At 47.4% G+C, this 16988-nt stretch carries 13 protein-coding genes and 1 other RNA gene; 8 read left to right on the plus strand and 6 right to left on the minus strand.

Annotation, left to right across the window (positions count from 1 at the left end):
* Window positions 1–144 precede the first annotated feature (144 nt).
* A complete protein-coding gene (gene deoC / locus D0A37_RS27655; RefSeq protein WP_242719428.1) occupies window positions 145–825 on the minus strand; it encodes a deoxyribose-phosphate aldolase in 681 nt (226 codons plus the stop codon).
* A 389-nt stretch (window positions 826–1214) separates the two neighbouring features.
* Between deoC and D0A37_RS27660 the strand changes: the two genes are divergently transcribed.
* Together D0A37_RS27660 and D0A37_RS27665 are read left to right on the plus strand one after the other, a co-directional pair.
* Window positions 1215–1577, plus strand: coding sequence for a hypothetical protein (locus D0A37_RS27660; RefSeq protein ID WP_242725796.1), 363 nt, complete (start codon window positions 1215–1217; stop codon window positions 1575–1577).
* Window positions 1578–1927: 350 nt separating this feature from the next.
* Window positions 1928–2950 carry a tetratricopeptide repeat protein gene (locus D0A37_RS27665; protein ID WP_242719429.1) on the plus strand — a complete coding sequence of 341 codons (1023 nt, stop codon included), beginning with the start codon at window positions 1928–1930 and terminating at the stop codon, window positions 2948–2950.
* 89 nt (window positions 2951–3039) lie between these two features.
* Here the strand turns inward: D0A37_RS27665 and D0A37_RS27670 are convergent, their stop codons facing one another.
* The 3 genes from D0A37_RS27670 to D0A37_RS27680 form a co-directional block, all read right to left on the minus strand.
* Complete coding sequence (locus D0A37_RS27670) at window positions 3040–3786, minus strand: hypothetical protein (protein WP_242719430.1); 747 nt, start codon at window positions 3784–3786, stop codon at window positions 3040–3042.
* A gap of 760 nt (window positions 3787–4546) precedes the next feature.
* Window positions 4547–5269, minus strand: coding sequence for a pyridoxine 5'-phosphate synthase (locus D0A37_RS27675; protein ID WP_242719431.1), 723 nt, complete (start codon window positions 5267–5269; stop codon window positions 4547–4549).
* Between the two features lie 62 nt (window positions 5270–5331).
* Entirely contained in the window at window positions 5332–6117 is a 786-nt protein-coding gene (locus D0A37_RS27680; RefSeq protein ID WP_242719433.1) for a nucleotidyltransferase domain-containing protein, read from the minus strand.
* A 315-nt stretch (window positions 6118–6432) separates the two neighbouring features.
* Between D0A37_RS27680 and D0A37_RS27685 the strand changes: the two genes are divergently transcribed.
* The 4 genes from D0A37_RS27685 (at window position 6433) to D0A37_RS27700 (ending at window position 13324) form a co-directional block, all read left to right on the plus strand.
* Window positions 6433–7293 (plus strand): Tab2/Atab2 family RNA-binding protein, encoded by an 861-nt coding sequence (locus D0A37_RS27685; RefSeq protein ID WP_242719435.1) that lies wholly within the window; start codon window positions 6433–6435, stop codon window positions 7291–7293.
* Between the two features lie 461 nt (window positions 7294–7754).
* Window positions 7755–9050 (plus strand): TldD/PmbA family protein, encoded by a 1296-nt coding sequence (locus D0A37_RS27690; protein WP_242719437.1) that lies wholly within the window; start codon window positions 7755–7757, stop codon window positions 9048–9050.
* Window positions 9051–9185: 135 nt separating this feature from the next.
* The gene (locus D0A37_RS27695) at window positions 9186–10142 is read left to right on the plus strand and encodes a GDSL-type esterase/lipase family protein (protein WP_242719439.1); all 957 of its coding nucleotides are present in this window, start codon (window positions 9186–9188) and stop codon (window positions 10140–10142) included.
* Window positions 10143–10510: 368 nt separating this feature from the next.
* Entirely contained in the window at window positions 10511–13324 is a 2814-nt protein-coding gene (locus D0A37_RS27700; protein ID WP_242719441.1) for a chloride channel protein, read from the plus strand.
* A gap of 405 nt (window positions 13325–13729) precedes the next feature.
* On the opposite strand, the gene ssrS is transcribed toward D0A37_RS27700, so the two are convergent.
* Together ssrS and D0A37_RS27710 are read right to left on the minus strand one after the other, a co-directional pair.
* A non-coding RNA gene (gene ssrS, locus D0A37_RS27705) (6S RNA) lies at window positions 13730–13917 on the minus strand.
* A 50-nt stretch (window positions 13918–13967) separates the two neighbouring features.
* Entirely contained in the window at window positions 13968–15230 is a 1263-nt protein-coding gene (locus tag D0A37_RS27710) for a 5-(carboxyamino)imidazole ribonucleotide synthase (protein ID WP_242719443.1), read from the minus strand.
* 337 nt (window positions 15231–15567) lie between these two features.
* Between D0A37_RS27710 and purD the strand changes: the two genes are divergently transcribed.
* Window positions 15568–16848 carry a phosphoribosylamine--glycine ligase gene (purD, locus tag D0A37_RS27715; RefSeq protein WP_242719445.1) on the plus strand — a complete coding sequence of 427 codons (1281 nt, stop codon included), beginning with the start codon at window positions 15568–15570 and terminating at the stop codon, window positions 16846–16848.
* Window positions 16835–16978, plus strand: coding sequence for a hypothetical protein (locus D0A37_RS27720; RefSeq protein WP_242719447.1), 144 nt, complete (start codon window positions 16835–16837; stop codon window positions 16976–16978). Before purD ends, D0A37_RS27720 begins: the two co-directional genes overlap by 14 nt.
* Window positions 16979–16988: the final 10 nt, after the last annotated feature.

Raw genomic sequence — 16988 nt, forward strand, 5'->3', positions numbered from 1 at the left:
TCAAAAACTGTCCAAAGTATTGTTACTAGACAGTAGCAAAAACAGTCCAGCAGGCAGAAATTTTAGTTGTAGGGTGCGTAAGGGCGCACCAATTCCCCATTAGCCATTGCTAATAACTAATGACTAATGACTACTGACTAATGACTAATGACTTTTATCTAAATTATCTCGCTGGCGGAGTAATTCCGGGCCGCGAGAAGTCCCCAAACGAGTTGCCCCAGCTACTACCAAATCTAGAGCTTGTTCGTGAGTACGAATTCCTCCGGCCGCTTTAATCCCAATGCGTCCCTTCGTAACTTCCTTCAGCAGTCGCACATCGTCAACTTTCGCCGGGCCAAAAAAGCCTGTGTTGGTTTTGATATAAGCCACACCAGCTTCCATACAAATCTCAGCCGCTAATTGTTTTTCGGCATCGGAAAGGAGCGAACTTTCGATAATTGCTTTGATGGTGAGATTAGTTTCTTCGCAAATTTGGGCTAATTCCCGGTGGAATTCGTCGATTTTTCCGGCTTTCAACAATCCTAAGTTAACGGAGACATCTAACTCTACGGCTCCATTATCAGCAGCTTCTAGAGCCTCGTAAACTTTCACCGTTGAAGTCGAAGCACCGGTGGGAAAACCTATAACTGTACAGACTTTGGGACGTTTGCCGTGCAGCAGCTCAACTGCTTGTCTGACGTAGGCGGGATACACGCAAACTGTGACAAAGCCAAATCTCTCTGCTTGTTGGCAACAGTTTTCTACTTGCTCTGGCGTAGCGGTGGGGTCGATCAGGCCGTAGTCGATCAAGGGGGCAATATCTATGTCTGCCTGGTTTGCAGCCATTGTTTTTTTCTCTCTGAGGTAACTACTTCCTTATTATGTAGCGAATTTACCAATCTTCGAGGGAAAGCAGCCCGGGTACAACTCCTCTGAATTCATCAGTGAGGTCGCTTTCTCCAATTCTCCAATCGATTGACTTTACTCCGATCGCGACTGAGTACAAATACTCGATGGGCTGGTAAAAACTCTGGTGGGAATTGGTTGGTCAATTAATTTCAATAAAATAATATTTTGGTATCTGTCTTTAGATACATTTTGGCTCTTTCTTTAGGTATACTTTGTTAAAAAGAGTTGCGGTAGAGCCTGCGTCAGCTACGCTATGGCAGAGCCTGGTAGCGTCTACTGTTTTTACTCTTAGTAGTGCTTTAAAAACATAAAAGCCAGTGCCAAGCATGAATCATTTAGAACTCGAACAAGAAATTGGGAAAATGGCTATAGCGATGATGAGTCGCAATAGTTTAATTGGTAAAGATTTGATTGCGGATCTCAGAGGGCGGCTGTCGGTTGACAGTTTAGCTGCTTTGATGATTGTCAGTATGGAGCGTTTGATTTGGTCTGACTGCGAGTCCGTGATCTGGAGTTTGAGTTATTTGATTCCTGCTGACGTGATGGAAGAAATTCGCCGAATTACTGCGCTGGTTGTTTGCCAACGGTTGATGGGCAAGGGTTTTGTGCTGGGGAAAGATTTTAGTATTGATGGAACAGGCCAGTTGATGTTGAGTGAGAATGCTAAAACAGCGGTTGTGATTGCTTGAATTAGGCAAGTAGAAGTTGGATCTATTAGCACTATGAGATTTGCAGTTGGACTTTGGGCGCTCTAGCACTCTTTGTGTGACTGCAAGCCTAATTTGGGATGCGCTAATAGTGGCGTGATTCAGGCTGATTTGAGATTCGCAGCAGCTTCAATAAGCGATGAGTGCGGTTAGCTAAAAAACATTTTTTGAGAGAAAAATAGTTAGTATCAACGGCTAATTGTTGAGGTTGTTAGTGGCAGTTTGTACCGGCGATCGCCCTGTATCAAAAGTTTCCGATTTTTAGTGGAATTACCGTTTTACTCCTAGGAGGATTTCAGGTAGAATCATCCTTAAGATAGATACGAAATATTATGAACTTAATTCAAAACTTGGAAGCGGCTTGGTACTACCACCTGGGTTCGCGCCACCTCGAAGCTAACGATGATCATGGTGCTCTGGCGAACTTTAACAGAGCTTTGAAGTTGCAATCAGATCATTATAAGGCTTGGTTCGGCCGAGGTATGGCTCTAGGGAAATTAGAACGGCACTTAGAGGCGCTGAAGAGTTTTGATGAAGCCTTGGCGGTGGAGCCGAATGCGAGCTTTGGCTGGCACAACCGGGCTATTGCTTTAGGAAAGTTGGGCCAGTGGTTGGAGGCTCTCAATAGTTTTGACCGGGCTCTGGAGTTCAGTCCGTGCGCGGCGAGTATTTGGCACAACCGGGGACTGACGCTGATCGATATGGGACTTTACGAGAAGGCGGTTCTGAGTTTTGATCGCTCTTTAAATTTCCACCCGGAGGCTGCTTGGGCGTGGTACAACCGAGGTAATGCTCTGTTGGAACTCAAGCTTTACTATCAGGCGCTCAACAGTTTTGAGCGGGCGATCGAGTTTAACCCTGACGACGCGAAGGCTTGGTACAATCGCGGTATAGCTGCAAACTCTATGGGACTTTATAAACAAGCAGTGGCTAGTTTTAGCCGATCGATCGCTCTACAACCGGGCAGATCCGAAGCTGTCGGTGAACGGAGAGTTGCTTTGGAGAAATTAATAGGTTTAAATCAGAAAAACGCCAAGTTTACTCCCACATCTGAGCGTCCCTTTGAAGACTATTTGATTTGGTACAACCGGGGTGTTGAATTGGCGCGAAAAGGCTGCTACTCTGAGGCGATTGCTTGCTACGAAACAGTTTTAGAAATCAATCCTGATTTTGCTAACGCTTTTTACAATAAAGCTTGCTGTTATGCGTTATTGGGATTTGCTGATTTGGCCCTTGACAATTTGCAGCGGGCTGTGGAGTTGATCCCTAATTTATACCGAGAGCTAGCTTTAGCTGACTCGGATTTAAGCTGCATTTGGAAACAAGAACGTTTTGAAGCGCTGATCCAAGGTTGATGTTACGCAAAAAACAGCTCGCCAATTAGGCGAGCTGTTTTTTTGGGTGGCGCAAATTCGATCGCCCGACAGTATTTCTGCCATCTTTGCTATTGCACAGAAACTCGGATTGAGGGCTTGACCGGCCTCTTGGCAACTACGATTACCCGGTAGGTGCCGGACTCGGGGAGTTGAGCAAAAGTTTGACCTTCGCCTTGATCCAGAAGTTGTCCCGACGGAGATTCGATCGCCAGATCTAGATTTTTGTTGCTAGCTGTCACCCTCATTGTCTGTCCCTGCTTGCCTTGAACCGTGATGGGCTGGATTTGGTAGCCGGACATTTTGAGTTTGACTGTGGCTGGTTTTTCCTTGAATGCTTTGGGAATTGCGCGATCGGGCCTATAAGTCCACTTGGCGTTAAAGTCGCGTCCGAGTACGAAGCTGGTGGTTTCACCTTTCGGGGTAACTCGCACGCGATAGATGCCTGACTCTGGCAACTGGCCAATCCACTGATTGTCTGCTTTTTCAATAACCCCCATATTTTCACCATTGGGACTGTACAGTTCGGCTGTCAGTTGTCCCGCCCACAGGGAGAGAGTCAGTTCCCGCCCTTTGACGCCTTCAAAAATATAGGTGGTTGGTTGGTTGATGGTTTCTCGGATTTCCGAGGTTGACATTCGCTTAATCGGTTCGAGGTTTGAAACTGATCCAGAGGTAACGGGTTTGTTAAGGGTTTCTGTAATTTCCGAAGCAGCCATCAGCTCGCTCGGTGCAATTTTGGGGGCTACTGGGCTGGCAAATACTGATTTTGCCGTCATCATGAGTAGCATTCCAGTCAGTAAAATTAGTTTTTTCATGTCGCACTTCCGAGGGGGGGTAAGGAGTTGTATATGGTTACTTGTGTTTGCCTGTTTTCACCGGATTAAATCTGGCGATCGCACAGAGGCTACAGCAGCATATAGGATACACGTAAATATCCCGTACTTGCACAAAACTGCTGGTAGCAAATTGGCAGTGCGGGAGCTAAGTAGTAGCCTCAGTTTGTCGGGACATTTCAATGATACTACCTACGCATAATATCATCAGAGAATATTATTCATTGGGTCGAGGAAAATTAAAGCTGTTTCCGAGGAGCTGGCTTAAAAAATGCTCCCACCCAAAAAATGCAGTATTTTGGATTCTGGCTCTTCCTTGCTACTAGAAAACGGCTCGTACCCCCACTGGGTGACAGCCCGTAGTGTTACCGAAGCAGAATTCAGAATTCAAAAGCCATAATTCATTATGGATTCTGTGCGACAGGATAGAGAATCGAGGTTTAAAGCCCCCGATTTTAATCGTGGAGTACAAACAATTCTTGCCGTGACCGTTACCCCTGACTTCAAGCATGGGGTATTCTGAATTCTGAATTCGGTCTTCCGACTCCTTCTCATTTCGTTTTTGGCGATCGTCTAATTATGTAGGACGCTGCAAACCGCACCTTACCATATTTGTAGCGCGTCCAACCATCGTTTTCGTAAGTTGTGAGCCTGTATTTTTGTAGGGCAGATTTAGTCAGACTCTCTGATACAAACGAGTTTATCACTGCCAAATCTGCCCTACACCGGAGGTTAATTTGTATTACGAATCTGCCAAAATTTTTAGGTAAGCTTCTACTGTTTTGGACAAGCCCATTTCTAGCGCTTCCGTAATTAAAGCATGACCGATCGATACTTCTAGTATATCAGGAATCGAGCAAAATTTAGCTAAGTTTTGCAAATTTAAATCATGTCCGGCATTGACTCCTAAACCTACTGATTGAGCGGCTTGAGCTGCTAAGACATATTGTTGAAAAACAAATTCTACTCTACCTTCGCGAAAAGCAGTCGCGTAGGGTTCCGTGTACAGTTCCACTCTGTGTGCTCCAACTTCTTTTGCTAGCGGCATGAGAGCAGCATCTGCGTCCATAAACAAGCTGACTCTGATGCCGTTGTCTTTTAATTTTTCAATGATTGGTAAGAGCCGAGCGCGATTTTCCGGAATATTCCAACCGCTATCCGATGTTAGCACGTCTGGAGCGTCCGGGACTAAGGTACACTGAGCCGGTTTTACGTCGCAAACTATATCCATAAAGGGCGGCTGAAACGGATTTCCTTCGATGTTGAACTCAACCGTTAACATTTTGGCTAATTCGTAAACATCGGCAGCTTTGATGTGCCTTTCGTCCGGGCGGGGATGGACTGTAACGCCATGAGCTCCGGCAGCAATTACTGTTTTTGCGGCTTCCGTAACGCTGGGAATGCCGATGTTTCGAGAGTTTCTGAGGAGGGCGATTCTGTTGATGTTAACGCTGAGTTTAGTCATGGGATGTTACTCTTTAAGGTTGATGCTACTATATTAATCGCTTTCGGTACGAAGCCTTGAGCCTATTGCGGTAGTGTTAGGGTGTTATCACAGTAAAAATTAGCTTCTGCAATCGGTAAAGTTTCTGCAAAAAAAGCTTCTGCTATTTGCTGTTTTGCCGCCAAATCTTCAAGGTTGGCAATGCAGAAAAGTGGTGCGAGGCGCTCGACTATTTCGGGCGGAAAATCTCGGGTAAAATATTTTAGTTCAAAGTCGTATCTGTGCGGACGGTAAATCATGCCCAGCAGTTCGACTAATGGTAGAAGCGTCCAGTTGTGATAGTTGCCGATCGCATCTACTAAATGTTCACGATAAATCTCTTTTTTTACCAGAGGTTGCAGCAAATCGAAACGGATTTTAATTTCGTTGAATCGGGTTTGCATTTGGGATAAATGCTGGTTTTTATCCAAAGGAGGCGGTACAATTAGATTAGCTTTATCAAAGGCGATCGGGACTTGTCCGTGTCTCTCTATTTCCAGAAAATCGTTGCGGCTGCTGCGCCGAAAAACGGCAAAATCAATTAGCAAAAACGGTGGGGTTTCTTTGACCCGCCAGAAGCACTGCGATTGACCGTGCCAAGCGGGTTCGGGAACTCGATATTTGAGTTCGATTTCGGCAATTTCTGCGAGGGCTTTTTCAACAATCTCAAAGGTTTCTTCCACGCAGTTATCTTCAACCACAACCGCAATATCGAGGTCTGACCACTCGTCGGTGTACCCGTGGGCTGCTGAACCTCCTTGCCACAAAGCGAGAACAAAATCTAAAGGTTGTAAGGTAGAAACAATCTTTTCGAGAAGGATTTGTCTCATGGAATCAAGCTACACTGTTGGTTTTCCCTGGCTTGCACAAGTTTAACAAACGATCGCGGGTTGAGATTGCTGCGGGATTGTTCTCCGAGGAATTGCTAATGCCTCCGGCTGTACACTGCTGCCGAAAATTACATGAGAAGCTGCAAGGGAAAGCCGCAATCTTTGGGAAAGTGCGATCGCCCCAGAGTTGACACAGGCATAATTAGTTGGGTTAATCCGATCGCCCGCGATTGAAAATCAGCCTTATATTGTCAGAATCAGAAACTTGCCCGCTGTCCGGTAACATGAGAAAGGATTAATTTTTAACAGCGCGGCATGGCTACTACTTGGGAACTCGACTTTTACAGCCGTCCAATCCTAGACGAGCGAGAGAAAAAAAAATGGGAAGTGTTGATCTGTGAAAGCCCGCTGAATGTAGGCGACAAAGCCGAATCTCTGTTTCGCTACTCGCAATTCTGCTCCAGTTCTACCGTGAATTCCCTGTGGCTGGCGGGTGCAATTAAAGAGGCGATCGCCGCAGCACCGAAACGACCTGAAAAAATTCGCTTTTTCCGTCGCCAAATGGCGAACATGATTACCAAAGCCTGCGAGGACTTGGACATTCCCGCCGCCTGCAGCCGCCGCACCCTCGCCCTCAGCCTGTGGCTGGAAGAACGGATGCAAGACGTTTATCCCGGGGAACCGGGCTATCAAGCGGTTGTGAACCCGAGCGTTCAATTTATACCCGAAACGCCTGTGGCGCTGCCGGATGCTTTAATCGGCGAAAAATGGTCGTTTGTGAGTTTGCCGATCGCAGCTTTTGATGAAATGTCCGAGTGGGATATCGGATTTGGCGAAGCTTTCGGGCTACCGATGACAGGCCTGGCCCCAGAAACGCAAATTCCGGGACTCATTATCTACTCGTCGAGAGCAACAGCCCTGGCAGGTTGGATGTCGGGTTTGGAGTTGGCCTTTCTGAAATTTGAGAGCGGCCCACCCGCTAGGCTGGTATTAGATACCGGAGCTAACGATCGCTGGATTTTAGCTAATCTCAGAGACGCAGCAACTGAGAGAGAAGCGAAAGGATTTGAAGCCGCGAAAAAACAAGCAAAACAAGTACATTTCTTAGCAATTCAGTCGAATCCCGAATCGGAATCTTTTGCAGGATTCTGGCTGCTGCACGAACTAAATATTTAGTTGATCGCTTGGCAATAACTGATATCGGGCAGCATTCTCCCTCAGATTTAAGCAACCGGGTTTTTTCAGGAAAATCTCGGCTTTTAGATCTGAACCGCAGCAAAAAAGTCGGTTTCTGACCACAGCCAAAAACAGATACCGTCCCACGTACTCCTGTGGTGGAGATATCAAAATTTTAGATTCTAGTTCAAGTTCCCCGATTCATCTGTGGAGTAAATCTAAAACCTAAAATCTAAAAGCTAAAATCGACGCTAAGCGGTTGGCAAGATGCAAACAATCACAAATGCGTACAATCTTGTGATCGCGCATTCCACCAGTTTCCCCAAAGCATCTAAATGTAGGCCCGTGTTCCAAACCCATATCCAGTAAGTCCTTGCCAATTCTTTAATCGAAAATCGAAGATCGAAAATCGAAAATCGAAAATGGTATTACCGATCGCCCATTACCAACCACCGAGAACAATGACCAATCAGCAATCAGCAGAACAACTGTTAGAACTAGCCACCAAAGCAGGTGCAGAAGCTGCTGAGGTATTGGAATCGCAATCGCTCTCACGGCCGGTCTTTTTTGAAGCAAACCGCCTCAAACAGCTAGAAACGGCCCAAGCAGAAGGCATTGCACTGCGGCTGTGGCGGGATGGGCGGCCGGGTTTGGCGGTGGCCTACGGGCCAGTGGAACTGCAAATTTTGGTGGACAGGGCGATCGCGCTTTCGCAACTCAACGAACCGGAAACCATCGAACTCGGCACCGGTGAGAAAGTTGTTTATCCCGATCGCGGAGTGTCAGTGTCGGCCGAACAGCTAGTAAACTGGGGCAAAGAGGCGATCGCGATCGTCCGCGAAGCCTATCCCGAAAGCCTCTGCACCGCCGAACTCGACTGCGAAATCGAGAGCACCCGCTTGGTGAACACCAGGGGCTTGGATTCCAGTCACACCGACACCACCCTCAGCGGTTACTTATCAGCAGAATTAGTGCGGGGAGAAGATTTCCTCAACATTTGGGAAGGCGAAACCGAACGCGGCACCCTCGACTTAAACACCAGCGCCAAGCGGGTTTTGCAGCGTTTAGAATGGGCGAAAGATAATGTTGCTCCCGCCACGGGCCGCGTGCCGGTGCTATTTACAGCCAAAGCAGCCGACTTGCTGTGGGGGACTGTCTGTGCGGCGTTGAACGGCAAACAGGTACTCGAAGGCGCTTCGCCTTGGAACGATCGATTAGGCCAACAAGTGACATCGCCCCTTGTCACTCTCTCGCAGCAGCCGGATATCGGGCCCTATAGCTGTCCCTTTGACGACGAAGGTACTCCCACTCGGGCGATCGTCTTTATCAACAGCGGAGTGTTGCAGCTATTTTATACCGATCGCACCACCGGTCGAGCCTTGGGCAGTGGCACCACCGGCAACGGATTTCGCCCCGGTTTAGGCAGCTATCCGACGCCGAGTTTATTCAATGTTTTAATTAAACCAGGTTCGCTTTCGCTAATCGATTTAATCGCTCAATTAGACGACGGAATTGTAGTCGATCAAATGCTCGGCGGCAGTGCCGGAATTTCCGGCGATTTTTCAATTAACGTGGATCTCGGCTACCGAGTCAAAAAAGGTCAAATAGTCGGCAGAATCAAAGACACAATGGTAGCTGGCAACGTCTATAGTGTCCTCAAACAATTAGTAGAATTGGGAGGAGACTCTGAGTGGAATGGTTCTTGCCACACACCGTCTGTAATTGTAGAGGGATTGTCAGTCATCGGCAAGAATTAAAGTTTGTTGGCAGTTGACTGTTGTTAGTAGTTAGTAGTTAATAGTCAACAGTCAACAGTCAACAGTCAACAGTCAACAGTCAACAGTCAACAGTCAACACTCACCCATTCCCAATTCCCAATCCCCCCACATAATATGCGTATTTGTTTTATCGGCGATTCTTTTGTAAACGGTACTTGCGATCCCAAATGTCTCGGTTGGACAGGACGGATTTGCGCGGCTGCTTGCGGACAAGGATACGATATTACCTACTACAATTTAGGAATAAGGGGAGAAACCAGTGCCGATATAGAAACTCGTTGGTTCAACGAAGTTTCTAGCCGCTTACCTCACTACACCGACGGCAGAATAGTATTTTCCTTTGGTGTCAACGACACTTACCTAGAAAACGAAAAAATTCGCATAGAAGTTGAGAAATCAATTGAAAATGCGCGCTCTATTCTCACGTCAGCCCAAAATATATTTCCAGTATTAATGGTAGGGCCACCGCCAGTTATCGATGCCGATCGCACAATGCGGATTGCCAACTTATCCGAACAGTTTGCCCAAGTTTGCAACGAGTTAAATGTGCCTTATTTAGATGTTTGCACCCCGCTGCAAAACTCGGAAACTTGGCATAAAGAACTTACCGAAAATGACCTTTCCCATCCCCGCGCCGCCGGTTACGCTGAATTGGCTAAAATAGTTCACAATTGGGACGGTTGGAAAGCGTGGTTTAAAAATATCAATATATCAGATCAAGAGACAGTCACGCTGTTCCGAGCCGTAGGCAAAAAAGAAATGGAACTGATTAAAGAAAGCGATTTTCTGGAATTTCCCCCACGCTTATCCTTTCAGCCTACTTTTTATCCCGTAGTTCACAAAGCCTATGCCATACAAATCGCGCGAGATTGGAATACAAGAGATGCAGCATCGGGATATTTTGGCTATGTCACTCGCTTTCGGGTTGCGGCTGAATTCTTAAAAAAATATCCGGTTCAAAATGTGGGCAGTTCGATTCACCAAGAATATTGGATTCCCGCAGAAGAATTGGCTCAATTCAATCAAAACATTGTCGGGAAAATTGAAATTTTTGCGGAATATCAACCCTAAACTAGGAGCGAAGTATGCTGGAATTCAATCAATTTGAAGTTGTGGATTTTAAGTGCTACGGTACTCTGATAGATTGGGAAAGGGGGATATTGCCCGCCTTGCAACAATTGCTGTCAAGTCGCGCGAGATAGATTTGGGTAAATCGCAGACACGAGAAAACAGGATTTGGGGTCACACTTCCGGCCAGCGGCCAGCCTGATTTAGAAGTGCCGGATTTGAAAACACGGGTGCAGGCTATAGGGTGAAAAAATCGCAGATTGATATCAAATCCGGTAGCATCGGAATTACAGCAGATTTCAGGTAAGTATCGAAGGATTTTTCGCTAAAGTGCGATCGAGCAGACAATTCTCAGGTCATCTACGCTATTTATGCCGTACATAACTATCCCTAAACAATTTAGCGAACCTTCCAGGGTCATCAAATCTCAACTGTTTTTACGACCGAAACGCCTCGCTATTTTTGAAGCTTGTCTGATCGGCTTAGTGGCCGGACTGGCCGGTGTTTTGCTAAAGTCAGGAGTCGGATGGCTCGGCAGTTGGCGAGTTGCTACCTCGACATTAATTCCAGCTTGGATATTACTGCCCAGCGTCGGTTTATGCGGCGGGTTGCTGACAGGTTTCTTGGTTGAGCGTTTTGCTCCCGAAACTGCAGGCAGCGGCATTCCTCACGTCAAAGCTGCTCTCGGCGGAGTCAATCTTTCCTTAGATTTGCGAGTAGCTGTCGCCAAACTTCTGACCACTATTTTAGCAGTTGGTTCCGGTTTAACTTTAGGCAGGCAAGGCCCTACTGTCCAAATAGGAGCATCTTTGGCTGGCTGGATAGGTCACTTGATGCCCACTTCCCCAGATTACCGCCGACAATTGATTGCTTGCGGTGCTGCTGCCGGATTGGCTGCGGGTTTCAATGCTCCCATTGCAGGAGTTTTGTTTGTAGTTGAAGAACTGCTGCACGACGTTTCGGGATTGACTTTAGGGACTGCAATTATCGCTTCATTTATCGGTGCAGTTGTCTCGCAGCTTTTGGGCGGCGATAGTTTAAGTTTGAACCTTCGCGAGTACCGAAGCAGTTTTGAGGCTCAGGAAATCCCGTTTTACATACTGTTAGGAGTTTTAGCGGGATTGCTGGGAGCTTTGTTCACGAAAGGGATTATGGCTAGCTTGCAATTTAACAGGCGATCGCTCAAATTAGCGTTGCCGGCGCGAATGGCTCTAGCTGGCATAATCTGCGGGTCAGTAATAGCTTTTCTCCCAGAAACTTTCCGCAACAATACGGGTTTGCGGGAGTTTCTGCTGACGGGCGAAGCAAGCGGCATAACGAGTTTAATTGCTTTTGTAGCTCACTTTTTTCTAACAATTATTTCTGCTGCTTCTGGAGCTCCGGGAGGATTGTTCTCCCCTTCCCTAGTTATGGGTTCTGCACTCGGTCACATGGTGGGCATTGTGCAGGCAGATTTCCTGGGCGTTGGTTCGCCCGTAACTTACGCTTTGGCGGGAATGGGAGCGTTTTTTTGCGCGGTTACTAGAGCGCCGATTACTTCGGTAGTAATTGTGTTTGAAATTACGGCGGATTTCAAATTAGTGCTGCCTTTGATGATCTGTTCTGTAGTTGCTTATTTAATGGCAGAAAAGGTAGAGAGCGGCTCGCTGTACAATCGCCTTTTGGAGTTTAACGGCATTCAACTGACGAAGGCAAAAGCTGCGAGCAATACTTTGAGCGACTTGCACGCACATGACGTGATGCAGTGCCGAGTTGAAACTCTTTCAAGTCTGCTGACTTTCGATGAAGTGATGCAGGCATTTTCGCGATCGCACCACCGAGGATTTCCAGTAGTTGAAGATGGCAAATTAGTCGGAATTGTCAGTCAAACCGATTTGGCAAATGCCAGCGAGCGCAATTTATCCGGCAACTCGCTGCTCAAAGAATTTATGACGGTACAGCCGATCGCCGTCAAAGCAAAGGATACTTTAAGCGAGGTATTGTACAGGCTCAACAACTACAATATCAGCCGCTTGCCAGTCGTAGAAGGCCGGCGTTTGGTGGGAATTATTACCCGCAGCGACATTATCCGAGTTGAATCCGATCGCCTCAGCGGAGAAACAACCCAGGGCCCGCATCCAGAACCTTCCTATGTTGTCTATCAAACCAAAGCTCCGCAAGTCGGAAACGGCCGCTTATTAGTGCCACTTTCCAATCCCCAAACAGCACCCGCTTTGCTGCGGCTGGCGGCAGCGATCGCGCGCGATCGCAATTACGAATTAGAATGCCTGCAAATCATCTTAGTACCGCGCAACAGTTCCCCCTCAGAAAGCGCAGTGCGGACAACCAAAAGCCGCCGCCTTTTGCAACAAGCCGAACGAATTATTCGCAATTGGAATTTGCCCGTACACACCCAAATACGGGTAGCTCATGACGTGCCTAACGCGATTTTAGAGACAATAAAGGAGCGACATATCGATTTAATTTTGATGGGCTGGCAAGGCGAATTTTCCACAAAAGGACGCATTTTTGGCGATGTGGTTGATACCGTAATTCGGCAAGCAGGCTGCGAGGTGATTTTGGTTAAATGGAGCGAAAAACTATTAGCAACACGCAAGAAAAACGAGTTTTCCCCCACTTTTAGCGGGCGGAAATATGCGTCTATAGAATGGGAATTGAACGCCGAAGGAGTTGATGGTGCAGATAATCCCGCATTGGCGAGATCCTCAGATTTATCAGCGACTCCTGAGAGTGAATTTACCCCGCAGAATTCAGACATTCCAGCCCCAGAATTGGGGCTGCACACGCTGATGGGTTTACACCGTTGGTTGGTGCCTATTCGCGGCGGTTACAAGCAAGCTGCGGCTTTGCGGCTGCTACCTGCTTTGGTAGCTGCGAGTGCTGTACCGGAGATTAAATTGTGTCAGGTTCATCAGCCTTCTGTTGCAGAACCCGATCGCGGAGAATTAAAGCAAGCGGCGGAGTTTATCAAGCGCAGGGTTAGCTGTTCGATAATAGCGACTTCGGTTTGCGCTAAATCGGTTTCTGATGCTTTAATTGATTTGGCTCAGAACGATCAGTGCGATGCGATCGTCCTGGGAGCGAGCCGTGAAGGGCTGCTGAAGCAGGTGATTCACGGGAACATCCCGGAAGCTGTGGCGCGCGGGTGCGACTGTACAGTCATTTTAGTGCGATCGGCCTCTTAGCAAATTTATACCATTTTATTCTTCTTCCTAGGCAGAGCCGGGGAATACATACCCGGAGGCTCTGTCTCCCATCACTAATACAGCGTATTCCAGATTTATGAAGTGTAGAGACAAAGACTTTCGCCGTGTCTTTGCAGGGGTCGAAGTATCTGGAGTATGTTTTATAAACTAATACGGTTCTGTTAAGGCTTAAATAGTAGACAGATGTGATTTTACTGTTTCAGCCTGCCTCTAGTCCGCAAGTAAACCCAATAGAAAGACTGTGGGGGTATATAAAAAAACGGCTTTGCTGATTTACGGTATGAAATTCTAAAGAGGCCAATTAGAGAAACCAGTATTCATAAAACTTCTGGATTTTCCAATTATTTTTTTCATACCCTGATTAAGCATCGCCCAAAATTTTAAGGGTTCCCCGCAACGCCGTCTTACCTCAGCTTTTGACCTGGTATTTTACCAGGTGGGTACCGTTGGCTCGGACTTAAAGTTTCTGGGTACAAGCCCAGTTTACTGCTGTCCAAACATCTTGATTCCCGAGAGTTAAGAGTTATAGATCAAAAAAACATTATTGGCAGTCACCAACGTCGCAGTAGAACCTTTATTTAATATATACCAACTAACCCGATTTTGGCAAGCTGCGAGCAATTTAACCTGCATACCAGATAGATTCAACGGTTTGAGCGAGATCCTCTGCTGACGATCGCCCCTGAGCCAACTTGTCTGCGTCGAGCACAACTGTAACGTGACCTAGTTTGCGGCCGGGACGCGATTCTTTCTTACCATACCAATGGACAAAAGCACCGCTAATTTGTGCCAGTTGTTGTCTTTTTGCTAAATAATCGGACTGGCCTGACTCGTAGCCGAGCAAATTTACCATGACAGCGCCTGCACATTTCAGAGCCGAATTACCTAAAGGCAGTTGACAAACTGCGCGCAAATGCTGTTCAAATTGTGAAGTTTCACAGGCATCAATGGTAAAATGTCCCGAGTTGTGGGTACGGGGTGCAATTTCATTGACTAACAGCTTATTATCGGCGGTTAAAAATAATTCAATGCCGAATACGCCGACAGCTTGCAAACTGTTGAGGAGAGTGCGGGCGATCGCACAAGCTTCAGTTTTCACATCTAAGCTAATATCAGCGGGCGCAATCACCAGATGACAAACCTGATTTTGCTGCTGAGTTTCTACGATCGGATAAATCGCAATTTCGCCAGTTGCCGATCGAGCCGCAATCACTGCCAACTCGCGATCGAACGGCACAAACTCTTCCACCAGCAAAGACTGACCTTGGAGTTTAGCACGAATTGACTCCAAACTCCCTCGATCATTAACAATAAAAGTACCTTGGCCGTCATAACCGTGGCGGCGAACTTTGACGACAAAGGGAAAGTCGATCGATCCAGCATCCGAGTCTCCTGCAATCTGCACGCTGTCGGAAACAGAAATTGCCGGAAAGTCGATCGCCACCGCCTTAAACAATTCTGGGGGCAAATCTGCGCTGCAATCCCATTCCCAAAACCTGGGAGTTGGCAAACCCAAACCTTGTAAATAACAGCGCTGAACGTACTTATCCAACAAAGGAGAAAGCGACGACAAACTCGGCTGAAATAACACACCTTGCTCTTCTAGCGGTCGCAAACTATCCAAATCCACAAACTCATTTTCAAAAGTAATAACACCGCAGCCAGCCGCCAATTGAGCCGTAGCTAAAACATCATCCACAGCAGCCAAAACAGCACCAGCAGCAACAGAAACTGCCGGGTCAGTAGCATGGGGAGTTTGTACTACCAATTCAATACCCAGCGCACTCGCAGCATCTCCCATCATCGAAGCTAGCTGGCCGCCGCCGACAACGCCCACCCGCTTAAATTTTGCAGACGAACTCGCAGCGGTTTGATTTGATTTCATTTGAGTAAAATTCCCCAGAGTCAACCTGCCTATCTTATCGCTATTTGCCCCCGGATGAATTATAGTAATTGCAGAGTTAAAAGCCAAAAAATAGTTTTAATTGCTTGATTAAATCGAGGCAGAACCTAGAAAAATTGCGCGGCTAAAGTCTTTAATTATTGCACCCTCCCAGCCATTGAGAAACAGCCGTCGAACGCCACTCCTCCAGAAAAGTGCCACATCTAGCAATTCCCTAGCGCCAAGCATGGCATAATTGACAGCACTGCAAAAAGTAGATAGACAGTGCAAACACTGAAAATCAGACATTCAGAGAACAAAATTTATAGGTGAGGATACTGTGAAAGTTTTAGTTGTGGGGAACGGAGGTCGCGAACACGCGATCGCAAAAAAACTGCTAGAATCTACGCGGATTAAACAAGTATTCTGCGTACCGGGCAACGGCGGCACAGCTACCACCCAAGGCTGTCAAAATCTGTCGCTCAACATCGACGACTTCCAAGGCATCGAACGCTTTGTGATGGTCAACAACATCGGATTAGTCATCGTCGGCCCCGAATTGCCCCTATCGCTAGGCATCGCCGACTATTTCCAACAGAAAAGACTCATGATTTTCGGGCCCACCAAAGCCGGTGCCCAAATTGAATCCAGCAAATCCTGGGCCAAAGAATTGATGCTTCAAGCAGGCATCCCAACACCCAAAGCTGCCGTATTTACAGACGCAGAAGCAGCCAAAGCATACGTTCTGGAACAAGGAATCCCGATAGTCATCAAAGCAGACGGACTCGCATCAGGCAAAGGAGTCACCGTTGCCACCACCGTCAAAATGGCTCACAGCGCCATCAACACCATTTTCCGAGGCGAATTCGGCACCGACAACATCCGAGTAGTCGTCGAAGAATTCTTAACAGGTCAAGAAGTCTCGATTCTTGCCCTCACCGACGGCATCACAGTGGAACCGTTGTTGCCCGCCCAAGACCACAAAGCTATCGGCGAAGGCGACAAGGGAGCCAACACCGGCGGTATGGGAGCCTACGCCCCAGCGCCCATTGTCACCCCGGAACTCATGGAAAGGATTCAAGAAGAAATTCTCGAACCCACTCTCGCAGCATTGCAAAAACGCAAAATCGACTACCGGGGTGTACTCTACGCAGGTTTAATGATTACCCCCGACGGAGAACCCAAAGTCTTAGAATTCAACTGCCGTTTCGGAGATCCCGAAACTCAAGCGGTTTTGTCACTGCTGGAAACTCCTTTAGAAGATTTGGTGCTGGCCTGCTGTCAGCAGCGTCTCGGTGAATCTTCTATTCGCTGGAAGTCGGGGGCCTCTGTTTGCGTAGTTTTGGCTTCTGGCGGCTATCCCGGAAGTTATCAAAAAGGCAAAGTTATTACAGGTATCGAGGAAGCTGAAGCCCAAGGAGCAGAAGTGTTTCACGCCGGCACCCAGTTAAAGCAGCAGCAGTTGGTGAGCGACGGCGGCCGGGTTTTGGGCGTCACTGCGACGGGAGAAACTTTGGAACAAGCTATTTCCAAGGCTTATGCAGCAGTTGATTGCATCCAATTTGAAGGCGTCTACTGTCGCCGGGACATCGGCCGCCGAGCTCTGGGTGATAAAAATTAGGAATTGCGACATCGGCCGCCATCCGAAAGCCAAGCAATCTCAATGTAGAAATGTAACAATGAAGTTTGGTATCTATGCGGTGGCGGTAGCGGACAAGTCGCAGCAGAAAATTCGATCGGGAGCCAACTGAATTGATCTTG

The sequence above is a fragment of the Microcoleus vaginatus HSN003 genome (genome assembly GCF_022701255.1).
Taxonomy (GTDB): domain Bacteria; phylum Cyanobacteriota; class Cyanobacteriia; order Cyanobacteriales; family Microcoleaceae; genus Microcoleus; species Microcoleus vaginatus_B.